General features: G+C 42.9%; 20 protein-coding genes. 11 read left to right on the top strand and 9 right to left on the bottom strand.

What is annotated here, in order from left to right:
• Positions 1 to 17: 17 nt before the first annotated feature.
• Together KSK55_RS00355 and KSK55_RS00350 are read right to left on the bottom strand one after the other, a co-directional pair.
• Positions 18 to 1,829 (bottom strand): carbon starvation CstA family protein, encoded by a 1,812-nt coding sequence (locus tag KSK55_RS00355; protein WP_218607756.1) that lies wholly within the window; start codon positions 1,827 to 1,829, stop codon positions 18 to 20.
• A 226-nt stretch (positions 1,830 to 2,055) separates the two neighbouring features.
• Positions 2,056 to 5,925 carry a PAS domain S-box protein gene (locus KSK55_RS00350; RefSeq protein ID WP_218607755.1) on the bottom strand — a complete coding sequence of 1,290 codons (3,870 nt, stop codon included), beginning with the start codon at positions 5,923 to 5,925 and terminating at the stop codon, positions 2,056 to 2,058.
• A 249-nt stretch (positions 5,926 to 6,174) separates the two neighbouring features.
• On the opposite strand from KSK55_RS00350, the gene KSK55_RS00345 reads away from it, so the two are divergent.
• From KSK55_RS00345 to KSK55_RS00335, 3 genes are all read left to right on the top strand, one after another.
• The gene (locus tag KSK55_RS00345; protein ID WP_218607754.1) at positions 6,175 to 6,531 is read left to right on the top strand and encodes a DUF167 domain-containing protein; all 357 of its coding nucleotides are present in this window, start codon (positions 6,175 to 6,177) and stop codon (positions 6,529 to 6,531) included.
• A 101-nt stretch (positions 6,532 to 6,632) separates the two neighbouring features.
• A complete protein-coding gene (gene dnaG / locus KSK55_RS00340) occupies positions 6,633 to 7,949 on the top strand; it encodes a DNA primase DnaG (protein ID WP_214418263.1) in 1,317 nt (438 codons plus the stop codon).
• Between the two features lie 59 nt (positions 7,950 to 8,008).
• A complete protein-coding gene (locus tag KSK55_RS00335; RefSeq protein WP_214418262.1) occupies positions 8,009 to 8,293 on the top strand; it encodes a UPF0058 family protein in 285 nt (94 codons plus the stop codon).
• A gap of 15 nt (positions 8,294 to 8,308) precedes the next feature.
• Here KSK55_RS00335 and KSK55_RS00330 read toward each other — a convergent pair whose 3' ends face one another.
• Positions 8,309 to 9,100, bottom strand: a complete 792-nt coding sequence (locus tag KSK55_RS00330; protein WP_214418261.1) for an ATP-grasp domain-containing protein — start codon at positions 9,098 to 9,100, stop codon at positions 8,309 to 8,311.
• A 19-nt stretch (positions 9,101 to 9,119) separates the two neighbouring features.
• Positions 9,120 to 10,580 (bottom strand): tetraether lipid synthase Tes, encoded by a 1,461-nt coding sequence (gene tes / locus KSK55_RS00325; RefSeq protein WP_214421351.1) that lies wholly within the window; start codon positions 10,578 to 10,580, stop codon positions 9,120 to 9,122.
• Between the two features lie 140 nt (positions 10,581 to 10,720).
• Between tes and KSK55_RS00320 the strand changes: the two genes are divergently transcribed.
• The 3 genes from KSK55_RS00320 to KSK55_RS00310 are packed head-to-tail and all read left to right on the top strand — an operon-like array spanning position 10,721 to position 13,320.
• Positions 10,721 to 11,221, top strand: a complete 501-nt coding sequence (locus tag KSK55_RS00320; protein WP_256664287.1) for a CDP-2,3-bis-(O-geranylgeranyl)-sn-glycerol synthase — start codon at positions 10,721 to 10,723, stop codon at positions 11,219 to 11,221.
• On the top strand, positions 11,215 to 11,733 hold the full coding sequence (gene pyrE, locus KSK55_RS00315) for an orotate phosphoribosyltransferase (RefSeq protein WP_218607752.1): 519 nt from the start codon (positions 11,215 to 11,217) through the stop codon (positions 11,731 to 11,733). Before KSK55_RS00320 ends, pyrE begins: the two co-directional genes overlap by 7 nt.
• 51 nt (positions 11,734 to 11,784) lie before the next feature.
• Positions 11,785 to 13,320, top strand: a complete 1,536-nt coding sequence (locus KSK55_RS00310; protein ID WP_218607751.1) for an NHL repeat-containing protein — start codon at positions 11,785 to 11,787, stop codon at positions 13,318 to 13,320.
• A gap of 36 nt (positions 13,321 to 13,356) precedes the next feature.
• On the opposite strand, the gene KSK55_RS00305 is transcribed toward KSK55_RS00310, so the two are convergent.
• A complete protein-coding gene (locus tag KSK55_RS00305) occupies positions 13,357 to 14,160 on the bottom strand; it encodes a class I SAM-dependent methyltransferase (protein WP_218607750.1) in 804 nt (267 codons plus the stop codon).
• A gap of 439 nt (positions 14,161 to 14,599) precedes the next feature.
• Between KSK55_RS00305 and purD the strand changes: the two genes are divergently transcribed.
• The 5 genes from purD (at position 14,600) to KSK55_RS00280 (ending at position 18,028) form a co-directional block, all read left to right on the top strand.
• Positions 14,600 to 15,898 (top strand): phosphoribosylamine--glycine ligase, encoded by a 1,299-nt coding sequence (gene purD, locus KSK55_RS00300; RefSeq protein WP_218607749.1) that lies wholly within the window; start codon positions 14,600 to 14,602, stop codon positions 15,896 to 15,898.
• Complete coding sequence (gene argF, locus KSK55_RS00295; protein ID WP_214418255.1) at positions 15,895 to 16,803, top strand: ornithine carbamoyltransferase; 909 nt, start codon at positions 15,895 to 15,897, stop codon at positions 16,801 to 16,803. The genes purD and argF overlap by 4 nt, the downstream gene beginning before the upstream one ends.
• A gap of 285 nt (positions 16,804 to 17,088) precedes the next feature.
• A complete protein-coding gene (locus KSK55_RS00290; protein ID WP_218607748.1) occupies positions 17,089 to 17,382 on the top strand; it encodes a nucleotidyltransferase family protein in 294 nt (97 codons plus the stop codon).
• Positions 17,379 to 17,723: a HepT-like ribonuclease domain-containing protein gene (locus tag KSK55_RS00285; RefSeq protein WP_218607747.1), complete on the top strand. Its 345-nt coding sequence runs from the start codon at positions 17,379 to 17,381 to the stop codon at positions 17,721 to 17,723. The genes KSK55_RS00290 and KSK55_RS00285 overlap by 4 nt, the downstream gene beginning before the upstream one ends.
• Before the next feature lie 137 nt (positions 17,724 to 17,860).
• Positions 17,861 to 18,028: a type II toxin-antitoxin system HicB family antitoxin gene (locus tag KSK55_RS00280; RefSeq protein ID WP_218607746.1), complete on the top strand. Its 168-nt coding sequence runs from the start codon at positions 17,861 to 17,863 to the stop codon at positions 18,026 to 18,028.
• Between the two features lie 255 nt (positions 18,029 to 18,283).
• Here the strand turns inward: KSK55_RS00280 and KSK55_RS00275 are convergent, their stop codons facing one another.
• The 4 genes from KSK55_RS00275 to KSK55_RS00260 all read right to left on the bottom strand — a co-directional run bounded on the left by KSK55_RS00275 (position 18,284) and on the right by KSK55_RS00260 (position 22,006).
• Positions 18,284 to 19,297 (bottom strand): lysylphosphatidylglycerol synthase transmembrane domain-containing protein, encoded by a 1,014-nt coding sequence (locus tag KSK55_RS00275; protein ID WP_218607745.1) that lies wholly within the window; start codon positions 19,295 to 19,297, stop codon positions 18,284 to 18,286.
• 66 nt (positions 19,298 to 19,363) lie between these two features.
• Positions 19,364 to 19,819, bottom strand: a complete 456-nt coding sequence (locus KSK55_RS00270; RefSeq protein WP_218607744.1) for a ribonuclease III domain-containing protein — start codon at positions 19,817 to 19,819, stop codon at positions 19,364 to 19,366.
• A 3-nt stretch (positions 19,820 to 19,822) separates the two neighbouring features.
• The gene (gene gltA / locus KSK55_RS00265; protein WP_218607743.1) at positions 19,823 to 21,166 is read right to left on the bottom strand and encodes an NADPH-dependent glutamate synthase; all 1,344 of its coding nucleotides are present in this window, start codon (positions 21,164 to 21,166) and stop codon (positions 19,823 to 19,825) included.
• Positions 21,167 to 22,006 (bottom strand): sulfide/dihydroorotate dehydrogenase-like FAD/NAD-binding protein, encoded by an 840-nt coding sequence (locus KSK55_RS00260; RefSeq protein WP_214418249.1) that lies wholly within the window; start codon positions 22,004 to 22,006, stop codon positions 21,167 to 21,169.
• Between the last annotated feature and the right edge of the window lie 18 nt (positions 22,007 to 22,024).

The following is a 22,024-nucleotide window of genomic DNA, read 5'->3' as shown; positions in this document are numbered from 1 at the left end:
GCTTTTTCCACATGACATTATGATTGTGGTAATACAACCGGAGTTGGACGACGAGGATCTTTTCTCTCAACCAGTAAAAGGTCATACCAGTTGTATATTGCTTCAATTAGGACAAGTGCAAGAAGAATCATGAGGATAATAGATATCCCAGTTAAAAGATATCCTTGTGATGAATGCATATTTAGATAATTCAGAATATTCAAATACCCTGCATAAAAGGTAATAGGGATCATGGTAAGTCCAGGAAGAGCCGTTATCCACATGTATTTTTGTTTCCCCATTTTTATAAGAAGAGTAGTTCCGATAATAAGCCCAGTTGCAGCCAAAAGTTGGTTTGACATACCAAATAGTGGCCAGATTGTAGAAATTTCACCAGTATAGAGGAGATATCCCCATGAAAAGGTGAAGATAAAACTAGAAATGATTACTCCAGGAATCCATTTCCGATCATGAAACTTTGGAACTACCTGACCTAGTAATTCCTGCAAAAGATATCTCCCAACCCTGGTCCCGGTATCAACAGCGGTAAGAACGAAAACAGCTTCGAACATGATAGCAAAATGATACCAATATGACAGAAGCCCTTCAAAAATGGGTATTCTGGCAAAAATTGCAGCCATTCCAACCGCAAGGGACACAGCACCCCCGGTTCTTCCGGCAAGATTTTCTCCAATCAGACTTTCAAGTTCAGGAAGCTGGACCGGTACTATTCCAAGAGTATGATAAACAGCAGGAGCAACGTTGATTGCAAAATAATCAGCTGGAATTAAGGCACAAGCTGCAATGAGCGCCATGATTGAGACAAATCCTTCCATGAGCATGGCTCCATATCCGACAAAATAGATATCCCGTTCATTTGAAATCATCTTCGGGGTTGTACCGGTCCCTATGGTTGAATGGAACCCGGATAGTGCTCCACAGGCAATGGTAATGAAAAGGAACGGAATGGCAGATCCCGGAATAACCGGGCCACCACCATCGAAATATTCGGTAACAGCAGGCATGTGAATTTCTGGTTGGATTATGAAAACACCAATAGCTAGGACAACAATGGTCCCAATTTTCAAGAAGGTTGAGAGATAATCCCGAGGACAGAGCAAAAGCCAGACCGGAAGAGCTGCAGCAATAAAACCGTATGTTGGGATCAATAACCGGAGTGGTGTTTCACCAAGGGTTAGGCAGCTTGAAATGATTGGTATCTGCCCTAGAAACGGTCCGGCTAGAATTACCACGATAAGGAGGACCAGCCCGATGAGCGAAGCACCAAGAATATCTCCGGGCCTAAACCGATACAGATACACTCCCATGAGGAGAGCAATGGGTATTGTGGCAAGAATAGTGAAAGTGTTTACTGGACTCATGAAGAGTGCTTTGACCACGGCAAGAGACAATCCAGCCAGAGTTAACATCAGAATGAACAGAATTGAAAGTGAAGCAATAAGTCCGGCACGTTTTCCAATAAGTTCACCGGCAATCAGGGAAAGACTTTTCCCATCAAACCTTACTGATGCAAAGAGTACTACCATATCATGGACCGCTCCGGCAACGACTGCACCGATAAGAATCCAGATAAGACCAGGAAGGTACCCAAACTGGGCAGCAAGAACTGGTCCGATTAGTGGCCCGGCTCCAGCAATTGCAGCAAAATGATGACCAAAAAGCACATATTTATTTGTGGGGTGATAATCCTGCATGTCGTTAAATGACTCTGCCGGAGTCTTTCTGTTTTCATCCAGTTCCAATACTCGGGTCGCAATAAAAAGCCCATAATATCGGTAAGCAAGAGCAAAAATACAAAGGGCAATAATGAGAATAATAAATGCATTCAAGTTTTCAAACCAGGATGAACATTTGATAAGAAAGATAATAAATTATATGAATCACTCTTTCAAAGATTACGCGAACGTTTGAAAATTTTGAAAAACATTGCAATAATTACAATGTTTAATCATTTCTACAGCTTGTTATGCATTTCATATTTAGAAAATTGCTATCATATTATTAAAATTAGATAATTTACCATTCGACCTCAATAATCATCACGATTACAGAATATCAAATGGAATTCTGATATCTGTATGAGCCACTTGGAACAAAAATTTCGAATCTGACTCCATTTCCTTCAATTCCGCATTCCCGGATTGAAAGCCCAAGAATCGATAAAATCTCATGAACAAGAAATAATCCGATACCTGTATGTCTTCCATATCCGTGATTAAAAATTAAAGCTTTTTCCTGTTCTGGTATACCAATACCATCATCTTCATATACAATTAAGGTATCCATACCAACATCCTGTAAAAATATGCGAATTTTTGAGAGATTTTTACCTCCATGCCTGGATGAATTTTCAAACAGTGTAGTAAATACTTTTCTGATAATAGGATCTGAATACAATTGGAGATTAGAAGGAAGAGAAATATCCGTCTTTATATTTGTCAAAGCAACATCCAATTGAGCTCCGGTTACAATCTCCAGGAGATTTTCCCATTTACTTGAAACAGAACCAAAATTTTCATACTCCCGGGTAAACTCAATTGTCTTTTTCAAAATGTCTACTGCATCTACTGCTTTTAAGAGGTATTCATGTTTTATTGCTTCATCATCAGATTCCCGCATCATATCGAGAGAGAGATATATTACACTCAAATCATTTACTACATCATGACGAGTAATTCCAGTAAGGACTTTCAATTTCAATAATGCTTCCCGAAGAGATAACTCGAGATGTTTCCTTTCAGTGATATCCATGATATTTCCGGTCACTTTAATAACCTTATTACCTTCAAAAACCGGATTTCCCATGGTTCTGACCCAGATCTGCTTTCCATCATTCTGGATAAAATTCAGTTCCAGATCATAAGGTATTCCTTCATTCACAGCTCGATGAAATGCAGTTTCAATTATTCTGGCATCATCAGGGGCATAAAATGAAATGTTTTTCTGAAGATCATTTGGATCATATTCATGCCCAACACCATGAATATGGTACACTTCTTCAGTCCAGGAGATACGTCCAGATTGAACATCAATCTCCCATCCTCCTACTTTTGAAATCCTCTGAACTTCATTAAGCAGGTTCATAGTTTTTTTCTGAAGTTCTTCTGCATGCTTCCGGTCACTGATATCACGTATTAAAAAAAGACAACCAGGGGTACCATTATAAGATATACCCGCTGCATTCACTTCAACAGTGAAGGTTGTTTTGTCTTTTCGTATGAGATCTATCTCTCGACTTGTTGGTTTTTCCATGCAGAGAAGAGTCTCATCGACATAATTTTTCACCTCATATATGTTTTTTTCTTGTATGAACTCTAAATAGGACATTCCCATTAATTCATTCTGATCATACCCTGACATGTAAGCAAACGCTTCGTTTACAAACACCAGAAGATTATTCTGAACAATTGCAATACCATCATGAGCTTGTTCAACCACACTTCGGTATTTTTCTTCACTTTCCGCAATTTGCTGTTCTGCTTCCTGTTTTTCTGTAATGTCGCGTCCATAAACTGCAATACGTGAGACTTCTCCATCATTTCCCAGGATTGGATAGAGATAATTTTCCATTATCCTTCCAAATCTTTGATCAATAAAGTGGACAGTATCTCGAGTTTGCATCATTCGATCAACATACTCTCTTCTCCTTTCCGATACTTCAGCAGGAGCAAGATCATATACGCATTTACCAATGAGATCCTGTGCAAAATACCCAAACCGATAGGCCATAGTATCATTTGCATATAATATTGTCCCATCCGGTTTCATCATAAAGATAGATTCTTTTTGAGCATTTATAAGAGCACGAGCATTCTCTTCACTCTCTTTTAATAGATTTTCAATTCTTTTCCGTTCAGTTATATCAATAAAACTAACCAGGCTAGCGATGATATGTCCATGATTGTCAGTTACTGGATTTCCAAAAACTTCTAAAAGAACTTGCGTACCATCTGGACGGACAACAACCATATCATCAATATGACTGCTTTTCCCATACATCCCCTGAATTATCGGCATTTCCGATGCAGGGTACTTTTGAGAGGTTCCAATTCTATATGCCTCATACTTTTCGGAAAGATTTTTTTCCGATGTATCTGGTAATACACCCCGGCCAAGCAACCTGGTTGCTGCTTGATTAGAAATCAGGGCTCTGCCAGAAGGAGCCTCTACCATAAATACACCAATAGGAACTGTTTCAAGGAGTACGGTTAGAAGTCTTGTCCTTAAATTGAGTTCTTCTGCCTTTTTTTTCAGTTCCTCTTCGACTCTTTTTTGTACGGTAATGTCTGTCGCAATGCTGAGCAGGACATTCTTTCCTCTCCATACTATCTTTTTCAAGTTGACATGGAGAGGAATAAGTGATCCATCTTTACGGATATGATGTACATCAAATTCCAGTGAATTGTTTTTAAAAACCTCATCAAGCCGATTATGTATCAAGAGCTCACTATCTGGGGCATCAATATCATGAAGATTTTTAGCGAGAAACTCTTCGTGAGTATAGCCATGCAATTCAAAGGTTTTTTCATTTGCATAAAGCATATTTCCATCAAAATCATGAACAGTGATAGATGCCGGAGAATTATCAAGAACATGAGCTAGAAACCGCCTCGTTTCGTCCTGCTCTTTTAATGCCGTATTATCAAAAATAATACCATTATAAAGAAGAGATTCTTGGTTTATGTCCAGGCTTGATACAAACTTTATCCAGATTCTTTCTCCGGATGGTTTGACATACTTCCCTTCAAAATCAAATGGAATTTTTAGTAAAATCGCCTGGTTAACCATGTTGATGAATCTAGGGCGATCATAATCATCAATACCCTGAACAAATACGTCATAGAAAATAACGGGATTACTTTCAAGACCTAGTATTTCAAGACTTTTTGTACTGATAAAATCTATCCGTAGTTTATTATCAGAACGAACATGACACCGATAAACAACTCCAGGAATATTGTTGGTTATTGCACGAAGGTGCTGTTCTTTCTTTTCGAGTTCTTCTCCTTTTTGAATTATTTCTTGATAATTTGCACGAAGTTCTTCTTCAGTGGCTGATATCTGCTCATAAGCTGCCTGAAGTTCTTCATGTTTGCGGATAAGGTTTTGCTCTGAACTCTTAATGTCAGTTATTTCACGGATAGACTCAATTGCCCCTGCTATCCTCCCTTCATTGTCATAGAGCGGGGATGCGGTAAACCAAAACGATGCTCCGGTACCTTCATGAAAGGACGGAATCGTGATTTCTGAAGAAATTAAGTCTCTGTTTCGATTAATTGATGAATATGTCCTATAGATAACCGGATCGTCTTTTAAAACAAGGTTAATCAGCATAGGGCGACGTTCCTGATAAAAAGGAATAGAGTATTCAAAATCGCCTTTTCCTAAAATTTTAGAAGCACTTACACCAGTCATTTCTTCCATGGCCTGGTTCCAGGCTATAACAATTCCTTCAGTATTAATTGCAAATGTTGCATCAGGGAGAAAATTTAGAATATCGGCTTCCCGACGTTCATAATCCCTTACAGAAGACTCTAATCCTCTTTGTCGTACTGCAAGCCGGATTTTATGAGCAAGTTCAGTAAATTGAGATTTTGGATCCCCACCTTTCTGCAGGTAATAATCAGCCCCCTCATTGAGAGCTTGAATGACAACTTCTTCCCGACCCTTTCCAGTAAATATAATAAATGGTATAGAATTTCCTGACCCCCTGACTTTTTTTAGAAATTCAATCCCATCCATATCTGGCATTTGATAATCAGAAACTATTGCATCAAAAGCCTGCTCCTTAATTAAAAGTAATGCAGAATCAGCAGTATCTAAAGTTGTTACAACAAATTCTCCTGTGATTTGAAGAAATGTCTGTACAATATCCAAAAGGGCAGGTTCATCGTCAACATAAAGAACATGAATTTCCTTTTTCATTCCATAAATCCCTGTGGAGTATTATCTAACTATTCAGCAAGCTGAGATCACTTAACGTAAAATTTTCCTATTAAGAATTCCATATTCCAGAGCACATATTTATTTTGAGATTATTCGAATAATCAGACAAGTATAATATGATTATTGAAATACGGTTCTAATTTTTACAATGAGATATAAGATATATATACTTAATGAAGCAGACAATTCGAACATCAGGATTCTGTATGTAAAAAATTAGGTCACTCAATGTATGGAAAAACAGAAAAACAAAAAAGAAACGAATCAGATGATAAGAAACCCACTGATGACATTTGTCAGGTCACATCAGATGGAATAATAATTACTGTCGAGGTTTCAGCTGGAAGTAAACAATCAATATTTCCTGATGGGTATAACTCATGGAGAAAAGCATTTGGAATTTCTGTAAAAGCTCCTCCAATGGAAGGAAAAGCAAATAAAGCAATAATCGAACTCATTGCCAGCCAACTGCATATATCAAAAAATGCCGTGACAATTATATCCGGACATACAGCATCAGTAAAAAAGATTCAGATCACCGGTATCTCGCGTCAACAGCTAATCGACCTATCAGCAAATAAGTAATGTAGCTGATTCCAATATCCCAAACCTAATTCTTATATACTTTCTGGTAGATGAATCACCGATACATATGATTCATTCCATCACAGACGGAGGGTTCGTGAGTGTATGAACAGGATACAACTAAATATCGTATTCATCTGGTTATTCAGACCGACGGGGTGGTAGATCGCTCTGATGTTGTAGGGGCAATTTTTGGTCAGATCGAAGGACTGCTTGGATCAGAACTAGAACTTCGTGAGCTTCAGCGACAGGGAAAGCTTGGGCGAATTGATGTTAAGGTCCAGAGCAAGTTAGGCAAATCATATGGTGAGATAACTATACCAACCTCTGTTGATCGGGCTGAAACTGCAATTCTTGCTGCTTCCATGGAGACCATAAACAGGGTAGGTCCCTGCAGTTCAGAAATCTCAGTTCAATCTATTGAAGACGTCAGAATTACCAAACGCACCCAAATTATCGAACGTGCAAAAGCTTTACTTCTTGAGTTTGAAGAACCAGGTATTGATCCAGAGTCACTCATTGACGCAGTCCGCGAAAGCCAGCGGATAGAAAAGATTGCGACAATAGGACCTGACAATGTTCCAGCCGGCCCTAATGTCCTCATCTCAGATGCTATCATTGTTGTTGAAGGGCGAGCAGATGTTATCAACCTGCTTCGGGCAGGAATAAAAAATGCCGTCGCAGTTGAAGGAACAAGTATACCTAAAACAATAATTGAGATGTGCCGGAAAAAGACTACAACAGCATTCTTCGACGGAGATCGGGGTGGGGATCTCATTCTACGTGAACTTCTTGAAGTGACCGATGTTGATTTTGTTGCATATCCCACCAGAGGAGAATCTGTTGAAGATCTTTCTCGAAAAGAGATCATTAAGGCCCTCCGAAACAAGATCCCTATTGAATATATTCTTGAAGATAGGATTTCAGAATATTTCGCTACTCAAAACCAGCAACAAGAGATTATAATCCGTGAAAGTGAAATAAAAAAAGAGGAAAATGTTGAAGAGGATCAGATCAAGACTGAAAAAAATGAACAAATTTTAGAACAATCAGAGGAATGTGTTGAGACCGAATCTCTTTTAGAATGCTCAGCAGAAGAAATTCATAGTATTTCAGATTCTGAACTTTCAGAAGAACGACCACGAACCGTTTTTTCTCATATCAGGGAAGTAAAAAATCGTGGGACGGCCAGACTCATTGGGCTTGGAGGTGAAATTAAAACTGAACTTCCTGCCGGAGATATTGAAGAAAAACTTGGAACAATAGAACATGACTTAGAAGGAGTTATTATCGACCAGGAAGTAAACCAACATCTCTTAGATCAATGTTTCACACATGGAATCAGATATCTTGCAGCACCATCCTTTACGGGAATTGTACGTCTTCCGGCAACCATTCGGCTCATTCCTTTTAGATAGTTGGTTTCAGGCTATTTTTTTTATATTTTTCCCACCAACATTATTGTGGAGACAGAAGTGTGCATAAAGAAGAACTAATTTCCTTGCATACCATGCTCACAAATGTCCGCGAATATCTCCAGGAGCAGAACCCTGAGGCTGATTTTTCTGAATATGATGCCCTCGAGATTACGCCCTCCCAGACACACCGGAGTAAGGTAGAGCATAAATATGCAATTTTTGTCCTGGGAAATGCCATCGCAAAGGCCATGCGTGAGGTAGATAACCCATCAGCAGCACGAATGGCTGATCGGATGCATGAACTTGCTGAGCGCACGTTAAAAGAGATAGAAATGGGTGTCTAAAGACATCCTCTCCTATTATTGATTCTGTTTATCCTGTAAAATAAGATATTCCGCAAGAAGTTGTGGGATTGGTGCCTGCATACAATGCCAGTTAGGCGTTCCATTTACTTCCAAAACAACATAAGAACCATTGTAGGCGAGCAGATCGACACCACCATAATCAACACCAACACAATGTGCAGCCTGAACTGCTATTTTCGCCATTTCTTTTGGGATGTCAATAGCACTACCACAGCCCCCTTGATGAATATTGTGAGTCAGGTGATCAGATACACGCATTATTGCCCCGACAGCCTGATCGCCGATGACAAACACCCGGAAGTCACGGTCATTTGGCACATACTCCTGCAGGTAGAAAGGAGGATCCCCAAGATCGCCCTCACTTTCAACCAGGTGAATACCCACTCCGTCAAATCCATATACCGGCTTTGATACGGCTTTCGTATGTTTTTTTATGAACTGACCTGCCAGAGTCCGTGATTCGGTAAAAAAGGTTGTCGGAGTCGGTACCCCGTGCTGCACCAGAAGGGCTGATGTCATCACTTTACTTGCACAGGTGACAATACTCTCCGGGGAGTTAATAATCCGGTTTTTTAGCGAAAGAGCCTGAAGAGACTCAAAATTATGACCATTCTGTCTGATTCCACAGGCCCAGATAGTAGCTCCTGACAGGTCATCTGAAAATGGATCAATGGCTTCTAAAAACCTGACCTGGTACGGATATCCCATCCGATCAAACTCATCCATGACCATCCGGGTGGAATTGTCAGATGGAATATCGGTTGGTTTTGGAATAATGGTTATCATAAGACACGAAAAAGGAAATTTATTCAAATGGTTGACTATATTTCTTCCATACCTCTTCACGGAACACCGGACCACTGTTATAAGAACAGAATGGAATCAGAGTTCCATCCGGTGTTGCGTAATGAATACAGCACTGGCTCACCCGCTCAACATCATAATTATAGTTATCCATGAAATGCATCATTCCGATAAAGAGGGCATTCCAATGGAACTCACGAAGGGAGTCAAAGTTATGAGTAATGAGAGCCTTTCCAAGACTGGTCCAGAGTTCTCGTCCCCCCTCCTCGCTCTTCTTCACCGAACCATAGAGCTCCTTAATCCCGTTTATAGCGACCATCTTCCGGCTGATAGGTCCTGCAGATGTTAGTTGGGTCGTCAGCCGCTCGATGGAATCAAAGAATGCATCAACATCTATCATGCGGTTGATCGGGACGATCTTCTTATCCCTGACAAAGACATAGGTTGCTGCACCACAATGCTGATGAGCAGTGAACTTTAGTTGTGGTTTACCAGTATATGCCTCAACAAAGTCGCTGATCGGCACAACACAGGGAACCGGATAAAAATCCTCTTTTTCCACTGAACCACTGGTTTGCTTCTCAATACAATCTAGTAACTCTGGGATAGTTATCCGCTGCCGTTCGATATCCTCCGGCGATGCTGCCCCGGTAAATGATACCGGCTGGAAGTTTACACCACGGATAACCTCAATATGTTCTGCTGCAAACCTGACGATATCACCAATTTCATGATCATTTTGGCCTTTGATAATGGTTGGTACCAGAACCACACCCTGTTTAGCCTTCTTCAGGTTTTCTATTGCTTTCAGATCATGTGTAAGTTTGAAATTTGTCTCCTTTGAGACTCCGTCAAAATGCAGGTAAACCGTGGAAAGTCCAGCTTCTTTGAGCTTGAGTGCGTAATCAGGATCCTGAGCAATGATAAGTCCGTTCGTTGCCAGCTGCACCTGCATGAATCCCAAACTTTTTGCCAGTCTAATGATCTCAACCAGATCATCCCGGAGTGTTGGTTCGCCTCCGGCAAACTGAACTGCTGGTGCAGGAGTCGGTTTTTCAGAGCGCAGGATCGTCAGCATATCTTTGATCTGGTCAAAGGTGGGCTCGTAAATGTATCCGCAAGCACGGGCATTGGCAAAACAAAAGGAACAATTCAGGTTACACCGGTTTGTCAGATCAACATTTGCAAGGAGAGTTGTTGATTTATGATTATTACAAATCCCACAATCATATGGACAGTTGCTTATCTCCCTGATGACCTGAGGATTTTCAAGACCTGAACCTTTTACACCGAATGCCTCATATCTGCGCCATGCTTCGACATCATCCCAGTATAGGTATGAAAAAAAGCCATGATCAGGACAGGTCCTGTTTATATACACCTTTCCATCTTTTTCTGTAATCTCTGCATCGAGTACCTTTTTACATATCGGACAGAGACTTTTCGTATTTTTTAGGAGTATACTATCACCACCAGCGGGTATTCCATACCAAGGTATTACTTCTGCTCATATGTATGCGAAAACCTAACCTTATAGGTATGCCGAATTTTGCTACTATAGTCATGAATATACTCATTCTCATCGGTTCTGCCATCTGGTTGATGCTCCCCGCCTACCTTCCAAATAATTTCGCGGCTCTCACGGGTGGGGGTATGCCCATAGATCTGAAGAAAAAATGGTCTGACGGAAAACGGATACTTGGAGATGGAAAAACTATCCGGGGATTTATTGGAGGAGTTAGCGCAGGAATTTTGGCTGGTTTTCTTCAGATATATCTGGAAATATCCGGCATTATACCCTGGTTCCCTCACCACACGGTATCTGCAGTGATTTTGTTTGCAATTGGATCACTCCTTGGAGATATGGTCAAGAGTTTTTTTAAAAGACGCCGGGGAATAGACCGGGGAGGGGAATGGTTTTTGGTGGATCAACTGGACTTTGTTGTCGGGGCTTTGCTTCTGACACTTTTGTTTGATCCGGTCTGGATAATGGGCACCATGACTTTACCATTACTTATAGTCATCCTTGTGCTGACACCCCTGCTGCACCGAACCGTGAATATTATCGGGTATAAACTAGGATTGAAGAAGGTACCATGGTAACTGCAACATTGCGTGAGATGTTAATCTCAGCAGAAGCAATCCGATTTGGAGATTTTACCCTTGCGTCCGGAAGAAAAAGCAAGGTATATATTGATATTAAAAAGGCAATCACTGATCCTGCTATCCTGAAAAAGATTGCATCAGAGATCCTGATAAAAAATACTGATTTCGATGCCGTCGCAGGAGTGGCCGTCGGTGGTGTTCCCCTTGCGGTATCTGTCTCCCTTACCTCTGGAAAACCCTACGTGATCATCAGGAAAGAACAGAAAGGACATGGTCTTACCAGTCTCATCATTGGAGAAGTTACCGGAAAACACATCCTTCTTGTTGAAGATGTAACCACATCCGGTGGATCTGCGGTATTTGGAATTGAGCAGCTTCGCTCTGCCGGTGCAATAGTAAAAAATGTGATCACCGTAGTAGATCGAAATGAAGGAGCTGAGAAAAAACTTCAAAATCTCGATATCACGCTGAAATCTCTAGTTAGTATACAGGAACTTATGAACGAGTAATTAACCCTTGTATCATACATGCCATTATACTCATATGGCTAATCTTAGTTTATGAACCGGCATGTGGTTGGTATTATCATACTTCTAATCGCCGGTATCTTGAGTGGCATTATCCTTGGACTTTTTTTTCACGGAGATGCACCAGAACAAACACAGAATAACACATCACCGGCAAAGCAGGTATCAGTGACCCAGTCTAACCTTATCAGGCCGTCACATATACTACCCCTACCTAATGAATCATTTTTAGTCAGTGATCTCCATGACAAAGCCCTGTTTCTGGTTCAGGCAGATGGGACAATGCAGAGGATCATTACCCGGGATGTTGCAAAACCGTTTGGGTACTGGGATATCGCCGGAATAACTCATGACAAGCAGGGAAATATCTACATTTCCGATGCAGCAACCCACCGGATATTAAAACTCAGTGACAAAGGATCTCTCCTGACCAGCTGGGGTGGTTTTGGAGATGGGGACGGGAAGTTTGACATCCCTGCTGGGATCAGCGTAGTGAATGTGTCAGGTGAAGAGATCATATATGTCTGTGATTCCGGCAATGCACGAGTCCAGGTCTTTACTCCACAGGGGAAATACCTGCATAGTCTACAGATTCCTACTGATGAAACAAAAAAGATCAGGATTTTAAAATCCCAGGAATTATCGAACACAACCGATTTGGAGAAATTCATAGTTATCCCACAAAAAGGAGCTAACCCCGCATTTGTGGAACGGACATTCACCATTCAGTCTTCTGGAGATACGCTGCCGCTTACCTTTGATATCAACCGGTCGGTTCACCTGGGTGCACAAAAGATTTCCTTCCAATCAACGGATGTCTCAACAAAAAATCCTGAAGAGTGGATCCCGGTTCTTTCTGCTATTCTTACTGATCCAACTACACAGGAGACTGTGAAGGAAACCTTGGACGAAGTCAGACGGCAGGCAAATATCAAACGGATTAATGAGCGGGCAAAACTGGAATGTATTGTCCATTTTGTTCAGCAGATCCCTCTGACTGAAAGTCCTGAAAACCGGTACCCGGTTGAGATATTACATGATAAAACCGGGAATAGTTATGATAAAGCTCTGTTTTTATATGGTCTGCTCAGTGAAGCAGGATATGATGTGGTCTACCTTGCATATCCCGGCCTCTCTCATGCAGCAGTTGGTATCCGTCTCACCGATCCCCTGCAGAGTTCTGCCATAGCAACTTACCGGGATAGCAATGACAGTATTTACATGTATATCAACCCTGACGGACCCTCATTTATCGGAGGAATTGCCCAGAAATACCGGAGGACTGATCCATTTGTCATTCACCTGGAGGATATTGGCAAGGATGGACAGTCCATATCAGCAGATCACCTTTATTCAACATATGTCGTGGAGAGTATCTTTTCACTATCTGAAAAGTATCAGTTTCTGATAAATAAGGAGAAGGATGTAAAGAGTAATGATGCACGAAAGATACGGGAGAATTACCAGAAGATCAAGAGTGTTCTTGACTTTATCGAAAAAAATCCCTGGAATACCGAGATTGCCTATATGAGAATAAAAAATTCAAAGGTGAATGATATTATCGTGTAACACCCAGTCCCAGGCGATTTCTGCCCATTCCGGCACTCATTTATTTCCGGAAACCAGGTAGCCGGTGAAGGAACCGAAGAATAAACCTTTTTGATCCATAGTTCTAAGATAGGCAATAAACTCTTCCGCTGCCTTTTGTGATACTTGTCCGGCAGATGCTGCCCGTATTGCATTTTCTGAAACGGTGAAGATTGCCTCTGCTTCTTTGAATGCATGCATGATCATGGTCCGGGGATAGACCTGTACATCAATAAATCCCGCATTCAGGCAAAATCGTCTGATTTTTCTCCCGACATGACCACAGGCAAACTGATCTGACCAGAAGTTATGTATACTCCTCGTGACCGTTTCATCTATCCCGTCGATGATAAAATTCTCCCAGTCTGGTTCAAAGAGGACACATCGTCCCCCCGGTTTCAGGATCCGATACATCTCATCAATCACCTGCTCCGGATTTTTGACATGTTGAAGGACCCGGTCTTCCCTGACAGCATCACATACACCCTCCCTGACTGCAGAATATTGTCCGTCCATCCGGATGAACGAGAGATTGGGTGTATGGGTCGCCTTTTTTGCAAGAGTTACAAGTGAAGAACTAATATCTGACCCGATAACCAGCCCTCCCGGGCAACACTGTTCGGCCAGGATATGCACATCATCAAGCGGTCCGCACCCTATCTCAAGGATAATATCTCCGGGGGATATCTGCAGGAGTTGAAATGATTCCTCTTTCACAGATCGAAAGAAGGGATGATTTCTGATGTTTGACAGACATCTGACCAGTTTTTTCTGGTCCTTTGAATGGTCCACCTGCTGAAATCCGGTTGCAAGAAAGGTCATAATCTGAGAGAAAGGTGAGTCATACAACCATTACAAAGTATCATTGAACTTCTCCGCCGTCAATGATCCACGTATTAAAAGCGGACCCTGTGAATATGAATAGTTCAACTGATGATTTTTAGGGACTATGGAGGGGGTCTCTCCTCGTCATTCAAGGCCATAGTATCGTAATAAAATGATAGGTTTAATGGGGTATACCGCATATTGGTACGAGAATATAAATCTAAGATCCGATATCTATGGCAATTAGTACCAGAGGAGGCAATTTTTTACTCCTTCACCTGATTATTTCTCATCACCTCTGCAAGAGTATAGAGTTATTCATTTGCAGAGCGACCAGGATCTTTACCCATTCATATGAGAGAGTGCCATTTTTGAGCATTTTCTAAAAATTCTTTTAAAAATTGATAGAATGATACAATTTCATCGGAGTTAAGGAATGAATACACATACAAACATCCTTGTTGTCGGAAGCGGAGGTAGAGAACATGCCATTGCAAAGGCCCTATCCAAAAATCCGCAGACGAGAATATTTTCCGTAATGAACAGGATGAATCCAGGTATAACTGAATTGGCATATAAGGTGCTGATTGCTTCAGAAACAGATCCGGAACGCGTGAAAATGTTCTGTCTCGAGCATCAGATCCTGTTTGCATGTATCGGACCTGAAGCTCCACTCGAAACAGGAGTTGTTGATGTACTTACGGAAGCAGGAGTCAGATGTGTTGGTCCCACAAAATTAGCAGCAAGAATAGAGACTGACAAATCATTCTGCAGAAACCTGATGAAAAAATATAATATTCCCGGTCTACCTGAATACCATATATTCCATTCTGGCACAGATGCTGAAAAATTCCTAAAAACCACTATAAAAGAATATGCAATAAAACCATCCGGTCTGACCGGGGGCAAGGGAGTCAGGATAATGGGTGAACACCTGACCCATGAGGATGCCTGCAGATATGTTCATGAACTCAAAGGCGATGTCGTCATAGAAGAACGACTTATCGGAGAAGAGTTCACCCTGCAGGCATTTGTCGATGGTAATCATCTTGTCCCGATGCCCCTTGTTCAGGATCATAAACGAGCCTTTGAAGGAGATGTCGGTCCGAACACTGGTGGAATGGGATCATATACGCTTCCTGATCACCGGTTCCCTTTTGTCACCGAAGAGGATTACTACAAGGCATTTGCCATCATGAAACAGACTGTTGTTTCACTTGCCGCTGAAGGGACCCCATATGTGGGAATCTTGTATGGTCAGTTCATGAACACAGCACAAGGGCCGATGGTCATCGAATTTAATGCCAGATTTGGGGATCCGGAGGCAATGAACGTTCTTTCGTTACTCACCAGTGATTTTTCTACCCTTGTTCAGGCAATTACAGCAGGAACCCTTGACAAAGCAGAGGTTCAGTTTGCGAAGAAGGCAACGGTCTGTAAGTATCTTGTCCCTGAAGGATATCCAGATAATCCAGTTTCAGGAGGGAAACTGACTCCAGGACCGGAAAACAAAGCACTTTGCTACTATGCAAGTGTCGTCCGAGACGGTGAATACCTGGTAACCCAGAGTTCACGAACCATGGCCTTTGTTGGCATCGGTGATACCCTGGAAGAGGCAGAAAAAATCGCAGAAGAGGCTGCATCTGCTGTTCAGGGCCCGGTAAGGCACCGTAGTGATATCGGAACCAGAGAAGTCCTTGACAAGAGAATTTCACATATGAAGGAGATACGATGAAGAAAGATTTCATATCAATTCTGGATATCTCCCGTGAAGAACTTTCTAATCTAATCGCTCATGCCCGAAAACTCAAAGAAGAACGAAGGATGGGTGTACATACACCCGTTTTAGCCCATAAAACTCTGGGGATGATATTTGAAAAATCCTCAACAAGAACCAGAATATCCTTTGAAGCAGGCATGTTTGAACTAGGGGGTCATGCTCTTTTCCTCAATCCAAAAGATATGCAACTTGGGCGAGGAGAAGCAATTCGTGATACAGCCCGTGTGATGTCCAGGTTTGTGTCTGCCATCATGATCCGGGCAAACCGGCATGATGAAGTACTTGAGCTAGCTGCTCATGCTGATATTCCGGTTATTAATGGCCTTTCAGATCGGGAACATCCTTGTCAAATCCTGGCCGACATCATGACCATAGAGGAATGGCTCTTTCGGACCGAGGGGGTTAGGGTTGCCTGGATTGGTGATGGGAATAATGTCTGCACATCACTTATCCTGAGCACCATCCTTACTGGTATGGAGGTCGTTGTCGCTTCACCACCAGAATTTGCTCCAAAAGATGACGTTGTTAGAGATGCTATCCGGATGGGAGCAAAGGTCAGGATTGTGAACGACCCACGGGAAGCAGCCACTGGTGCTGATGTAATCATGACCGATACCTGGATCTCCATGGGGCAGGAAGAGGAGATCGACCGGAGAAGACAGATATTTATGCCGTACCAGGTAAATGCCGAACTCATGGCCTGTGCAAAACCAGGGGCAATAGTGATGCATTGTCTCCCGGCACACCGGAACTGGGAGATTACCGATGATGTAATCGACAGTAAGGTAAGTGCAGTCTGGGACCAGGCTGAAAACAGGCTCCATGTGCAGAAAGCTCTTCTGGTCAGGCTATTGGCTTAAATACTTTATTTTTTCGAGATAATATCTCATCATACTTTATGAACCTCAAATGGAGAAACAGAGGTTTAATGGATTAAACCAGTCAAAAAAATTATTGCTGGTTTAAGGTAATAATCAGCCCTTCTTGGATCAATACCCGCCCAAAATATTCATTTATTCAGACAAAATCTATTCTACTGCCTGAATCATCCATGTGTTTTTATGTGAAAAAACCCAAGAGAGATTACAAAACATTTTAGGATGAGAAAAAAATTCCCTAGTAACCGGGAATATAGGGGGATTACCATGAAAAAGAAGGAAGAGGTCATCTCGGTTTTGAAAGAGAAACGATCTTATATCATCCAGAAATATCATATCACCCGGATTGGCATCTTTGGCTCGGTCATTCGGGACGATGCCGGGCCGGGAAGTGATATCGACATTCTGGTTGATTTCAACGATGATGCCAGCCTTCTTGATCACTCAGGTCTGAAAATTTATCTTGAGAAAATATTCGGACAGTCTGTCGATGTTGTTCCGGAACGTGCAATCCGGGCAGAACTCAGGACGCCTATTCTATCAGAAGTTGTGTATATATGAGAGATCCTCATCTTTACCTTCAGGAAATCCTCGATGCCTGCATTAGGATAGACCGGTTCATTGGGTCTTTATCACTGGAAGATTTTGCTGATGATGACAAAACCCTGAGTGCTGTTCGTGATCAGATTATGATTATTGGTGAAGCTGCAAAGCAGATTCCTTATGCGATGAAGGAAAGACATCAGGAAATCCCCTGGGATGAGATAGCAGGGATGCGGAACGTTCTTATTCATGCCTACTTCAGAGCTGATGTCAGGTTGATCTACAAAACTGCAACCCATGATATCACAGAGTTAAAGCCCATTGTTCAGTCCATGCTGGATGAATTGAACAGAAAGTAAACAATCCACTTCAGATGATTTAATCCCAGTATGACTGCCCAAGGAAAGGGGTGGATCCTAAAATTTTTCACTCACCAGTAAAACCAAAAACCAGTAAATAATGGATAGAGTAGCAGAATAAACATATAGGAGAGATAATGCAATTCAATGTCATTATTGAAAAAGATGAAGATGATTGGTTTGTTGCAACCGTTCCATCTCTCCCCGGGTGTCATACTCAGGCACAAAGTCTTGACAATCTCCTTATGAGAATACGTGAGGCAATTACGTTGTATCTTGATGTAAAGGGCACAACAGCCCGGTGATGAACAGCTGTCCTTTGTAAAAGCTTAGAATTGTTAACATTGAATCCTGCTGAACCCCCCACCCGGAAGATAGAATTTACCTATGATATGATGCAATACGAAAATTAAGAAACATAGAATAAGAATTGAGATGTGACTTTTTTTGGAGGTGAGAATGTTAGGTAGTTTAAGGCCCCCAAGGAAAATCTAACGGTTACTGAAAAGGGTAGTGAATTAATGATAGAAGCAACCCGTTAAAGACTCACTGACGAATTCTCAAGCCGAGATTTCCCTTTTAAATATTAAAACGGTTGCGATAACGCCAAACACGATATTCAGATAAAACATAATCAGCCTCCAGAGGATTATAAACACTCCAAGGACAGCAGTCGGAACAAATAATGCATAGAGCGAAGTTGCTGAGAGCTCTGCTATACCTGATGCACCGGGAGTTAAAGGAATCATACTGATTAGAGCGATAATTATCTGACTTAATATGGATTCAGATATTGACGGGGGAAGGCCAAGCCCCATAAGTATAACCGATGCAACAATAAACTCGGAAAACCAGAAGAGAACGGAAAATACTGATCCCTGGATGATACCTTTCTTTCCATGGCTGGTAAATGCGGTAATACCGGAACAGAAATTATCAAACTCAACATCAGTGCTGGCAATGATCCGGTGAATCCCCGGTGTCTTCATCTTTGCCTCAATCCAGTGCAGGAGACGCATAACCTTATCTTTAGCGGATTCCGGTTTTCGTGCTGCAAAGAACAAAGCGGCAACAAACAGGATGAGAAGTGCCAGAGAGAAGAATATCACAAAGACAATACCCTCTCCCATGTCCCAGATGACCTTGCCCATCACCAGGAGGCTGAAAACCGTGAGTGCTACGAGGATCACGGCATCGAGCACTCGTTCCATGATGACAACCGCGGTCGCGTCACCAAGCGGCATATCGGCTTTATAGAGCTCATGAATCCGAACCGGTTCTCCTCCGGCCTGACCAGGGGTGATCGCACCAATAAGCAAGTTCGCAACCACCATATTGTAACAATGACCGTATCTTACCTGGTAACCGAGGGATGCTGCCATGACCTTTATTCGGGCTGCCCAGAGAGAGAATGAGACAAACCGAAGCCCGATTGCGATGAGTAAAAACCAGATATTGATATGGGTGAGATATTGAAGGGTATCCTCGTTAAAAGTGGATGCAAGGATAAAGACGAGGATTGCCATGGAGAATGCCAGAGAGAGATAAATCCATTTCTTCTGTTTTTTATCCATCTTCTCTCTCCGTGGCGAAAATTCCTGCAGATATTACTTTTAGTACTATATCTTCTTTCGCGTTATCTATTCGGGGAGGAGGGAAAGCCGCTCCAGCACCTCTTCGGCAGCATCAATACCGCCATCCAGGAACAGAGCACCGGCAAACGCTTCCATACACTCCGCAAGAACACGGCCTGATGTCCAGACATGCATCCGAGCTTCACCCTTACCCCATCTTACATATTGCTCAAGATGAATGGAACGGGCAGCATCCCGAAGCACCGACATATTGACAAGATCCATCTTCTTGAGGGATACCGCCCCCTTGTCATGCTCACCACCCTTAACCAGCCGGGCCAGGATAATGAGTTCAATAACAGCATCTCCAAGTGTTGCCAGGGCATCAAGATGGGAATCTTCCGAAAGACCCTGCTCCTTACTGTAGGCAAGCCTCGTGAGTGCCCGGAGCAGGAGGGATTTATCCCTGAAAGAATATCCCGTGATCCGCTCCAGTTGCTCAGGAAATAATACAGTAGTCATCAGTTACCGGGATCCAAGCATCTCGCTGATAGAACGGGCTGCCTGTTTTGCACCACCCATCGCCATGATGACCGTTGCCGCTCCAGTTGTGACATCACCGGCTGCAAAGATCTTCGGATGAGAGGTTCTGCCATCTTCTCCGGTGACAACGTTGCCTGCCTTACCCTTATCAAGATCCGGGATCTGGCTGACAAGGACCGGGTTCGGGCCCTGGCCGATAGCCTGAATGACAACATCACAGTCAAGGGTAAAGGTGTCGTTATCTATTGGTTCTGGAACAGGTCGACCACTTTCATCAAGATTACACATATGCATCCGGATACATTCAATACCGGTAACAGCCTGGTCACCCAGGATTCGAACAGGATTTGCACAGGTGATAAACTCAATGCCCTCTTCTTGTGCATGATGGACTTCAGCTGCACGGGCAGGAAGGTCTTCTTCACGTCTCCGGTAGACAAGGGTTACTTTTGCACCCATCCGTCGTGCGGTACGGGCTGCATCCATGGCTACATTTCCGCCACCGACAACAACTACCCGGCTCATTCTTGCAACCGGGGTATCAAACTCAGGGAACCGCTCGGCATGCATGAGATTGATCCGGGTCAGGAATTCGTTTGCAGAATAGACACCGCTCAAATTTTCACCCGGAATTCCCATAAAGTATGGAAGACCTGCACCGGTTCCAAGAAGAATGGCATCATACCCTTCTAGTTCCTGATGTGAGACGGTTCTTCCGACCAGATGGTTCAGGCGGAGATCAACACCCATCGCAAGGATGAGATCAATCTCTGCTTTGACCACGTCTTTGGGCAGACGGAATGAGGGGATTCCATAGGTAAGGACACCGCCTGGTGCATGAAGTGACTCGTACAGGATGACATCATGACCATCTTTTGCAAGTTCTCCGGCTGCAACAATACCTGCCGGTCCTGAACCGATGACAGCGACCCGCTTTCCTGTTGCAGTCTTTCGAGCCGGGACAGTAAGGCCCTTTGCCCGTTCCTGGTCGGCTGCAAATCGTTCAAGCTGACCAATCCGGATCGGGGTATCTTTCTTTCCAAGGATACACAGAGCCTCGCACTGTGTTTCCTGTGGACAGACACGCCCACAGATAGCCGGAAGAAGGTTCTGCTGTCTGATACTTTCTGCCGCCTTCAAGAACTCTCCTTTTGCGATAAAAGCCACAAAAGCGGGTATGTCAATATTTACCGGGCATCCATCTACACATGCAGGTTTTTTACACTGGAGACATCGGCTTGCTTCTTCTATGGCCTCCTCGGGGGAGAGACCGTTGTCAACTTCACCAAAGTCCTTCAGGCGATCAGCAACGCTTCTATCTCCCATTTAATGCTGCCCTCCGCAGGAACACTGGTGTTCTTTCCATTGTGCAAGGGCTTCCTTCTCATGTTCCATGTAATACCGCTGCCGTTGCATCAGGTTGTCAAAGTCAACCTGGTGAGCATCAAATTCAGGACCGTCCACGCAAGCAAACTTTGTCTTTCCGTCAACGACGCACCGACAGGAACCACACATACCGGTTCCATCGACCATAATGGGATTGAGCGAGACAAAGGTCTTTATCTTCGGTTCACGGGTCACATTGGACGTGACTTTCATCATGATGGTCGGACCGATGATCCAGACCGCATCAACCTTCTCTTCAGCAATAACCTGTTTCAAAAGGTCGGCTGCAAATCCGTGATGACCTTTTGACCCGTCATCAGTTGCAATCAGAAGTTTGTCACAGATCTCTGCCATCTCGTCTTCAAGGATAAGAAAATCAGCATTCCGGGCTCCAAGAATACCAATAACCCGGTTGCCTGCCTCTTTTAAGGCCTGTGCGATTACAGGAGTTGATGCAATACCAACACCGCCGCCAACCAGCACACAGGTTCCGAATTTCTTTACCTCACTTGGGCATCCTAGTGGTCCGGCAATATCGCTGATGGCACCTCCGGCAGGAACTGCAGCAAGGGCATGCGTGGTTTTTCCAACCGCCATGAAGATGATTCTGACCAGATCTCCGGAAATCTTTGAGATTGTCAGGGGAATCCGCTCACCATTCTCATCAGTCCGTATGATAACGAACTGACCGGCCTTGGCATTCCGGGTCACATGGGGAGCGTTCACCCATATCTCATAGACATTTTCGGATAATTTGAGAGATTTTTCGATTATATACACCAGATGTCACATCCGGAA

It is taken from the genome of Methanospirillum hungatei, from assembly GCF_019263745.1.
GTDB lineage: Archaea > Halobacteriota > Methanomicrobia > Methanomicrobiales > Methanospirillaceae > Methanospirillum > Methanospirillum purgamenti.
Note: the sequence above shows the minus strand (reverse complement) of the source record. Positions and strands in the feature narration are given on the sequence as shown.

Coding starts and splice junctions, on each gene's coding strand:
- KSK55_RS00350 (WP_218607755.1), bottom strand. CDS start 5,925: ATGAAAAAGGAAATTCATGTTCTTTATGTTGACGATGAACCTGCCCTT.
- KSK55_RS00345 (WP_218607754.1), top strand. CDS start 6,175: ATGTATGGAAAAACAGAAAAACAAAAAAGAAACGAATCAGATGATAAG.
- KSK55_RS00330 (WP_214418261.1), bottom strand. CDS start 9,100: ATGATAACCATTATTCCAAAACCAACCGATATTCCATCTGACAATTCC.
- KSK55_RS00320 (WP_256664287.1), top strand. CDS start 10,721: ATGCTCCCCGCCTACCTTCCAAATAATTTCGCGGCTCTCACGGGTGGG.
- pyrE (WP_218607752.1), top strand. CDS start 11,215: ATGGTAACTGCAACATTGCGTGAGATGTTAATCTCAGCAGAAGCAATC.
- KSK55_RS00310 (WP_218607751.1), top strand. CDS start 11,785: ATGAACCGGCATGTGGTTGGTATTATCATACTTCTAATCGCCGGTATC.
- KSK55_RS00305 (WP_218607750.1), bottom strand. CDS start 14,160: ATGACCTTTCTTGCAACCGGATTTCAGCAGGTGGACCATTCAAAGGAC.
- purD (WP_218607749.1), top strand. CDS start 14,600: ATGAATACACATACAAACATCCTTGTTGTCGGAAGCGGAGGTAGAGAA.
- argF (WP_214418255.1), top strand. CDS start 15,895: ATGAAGAAAGATTTCATATCAATTCTGGATATCTCCCGTGAAGAACTT.
- KSK55_RS00290 (WP_218607748.1), top strand. CDS start 17,089: ATGAAAAAGAAGGAAGAGGTCATCTCGGTTTTGAAAGAGAAACGATCT.
- KSK55_RS00285 (WP_218607747.1), top strand. CDS start 17,379: ATGAGAGATCCTCATCTTTACCTTCAGGAAATCCTCGATGCCTGCATT.
- KSK55_RS00280 (WP_218607746.1), top strand. CDS start 17,861: ATGCAATTCAATGTCATTATTGAAAAAGATGAAGATGATTGGTTTGTT.
- KSK55_RS00275 (WP_218607745.1), bottom strand. CDS start 19,297: ATGGATAAAAAACAGAAGAAATGGATTTATCTCTCTCTGGCATTCTCC.
- KSK55_RS00270 (WP_218607744.1), bottom strand. CDS start 19,819: ATGACTACTGTATTATTTCCTGAGCAACTGGAGCGGATCACGGGATAT.
- gltA (WP_218607743.1), bottom strand. CDS start 21,166: ATGGGAGATAGAAGCGTTGCTGATCGCCTGAAGGACTTTGGTGAAGTT.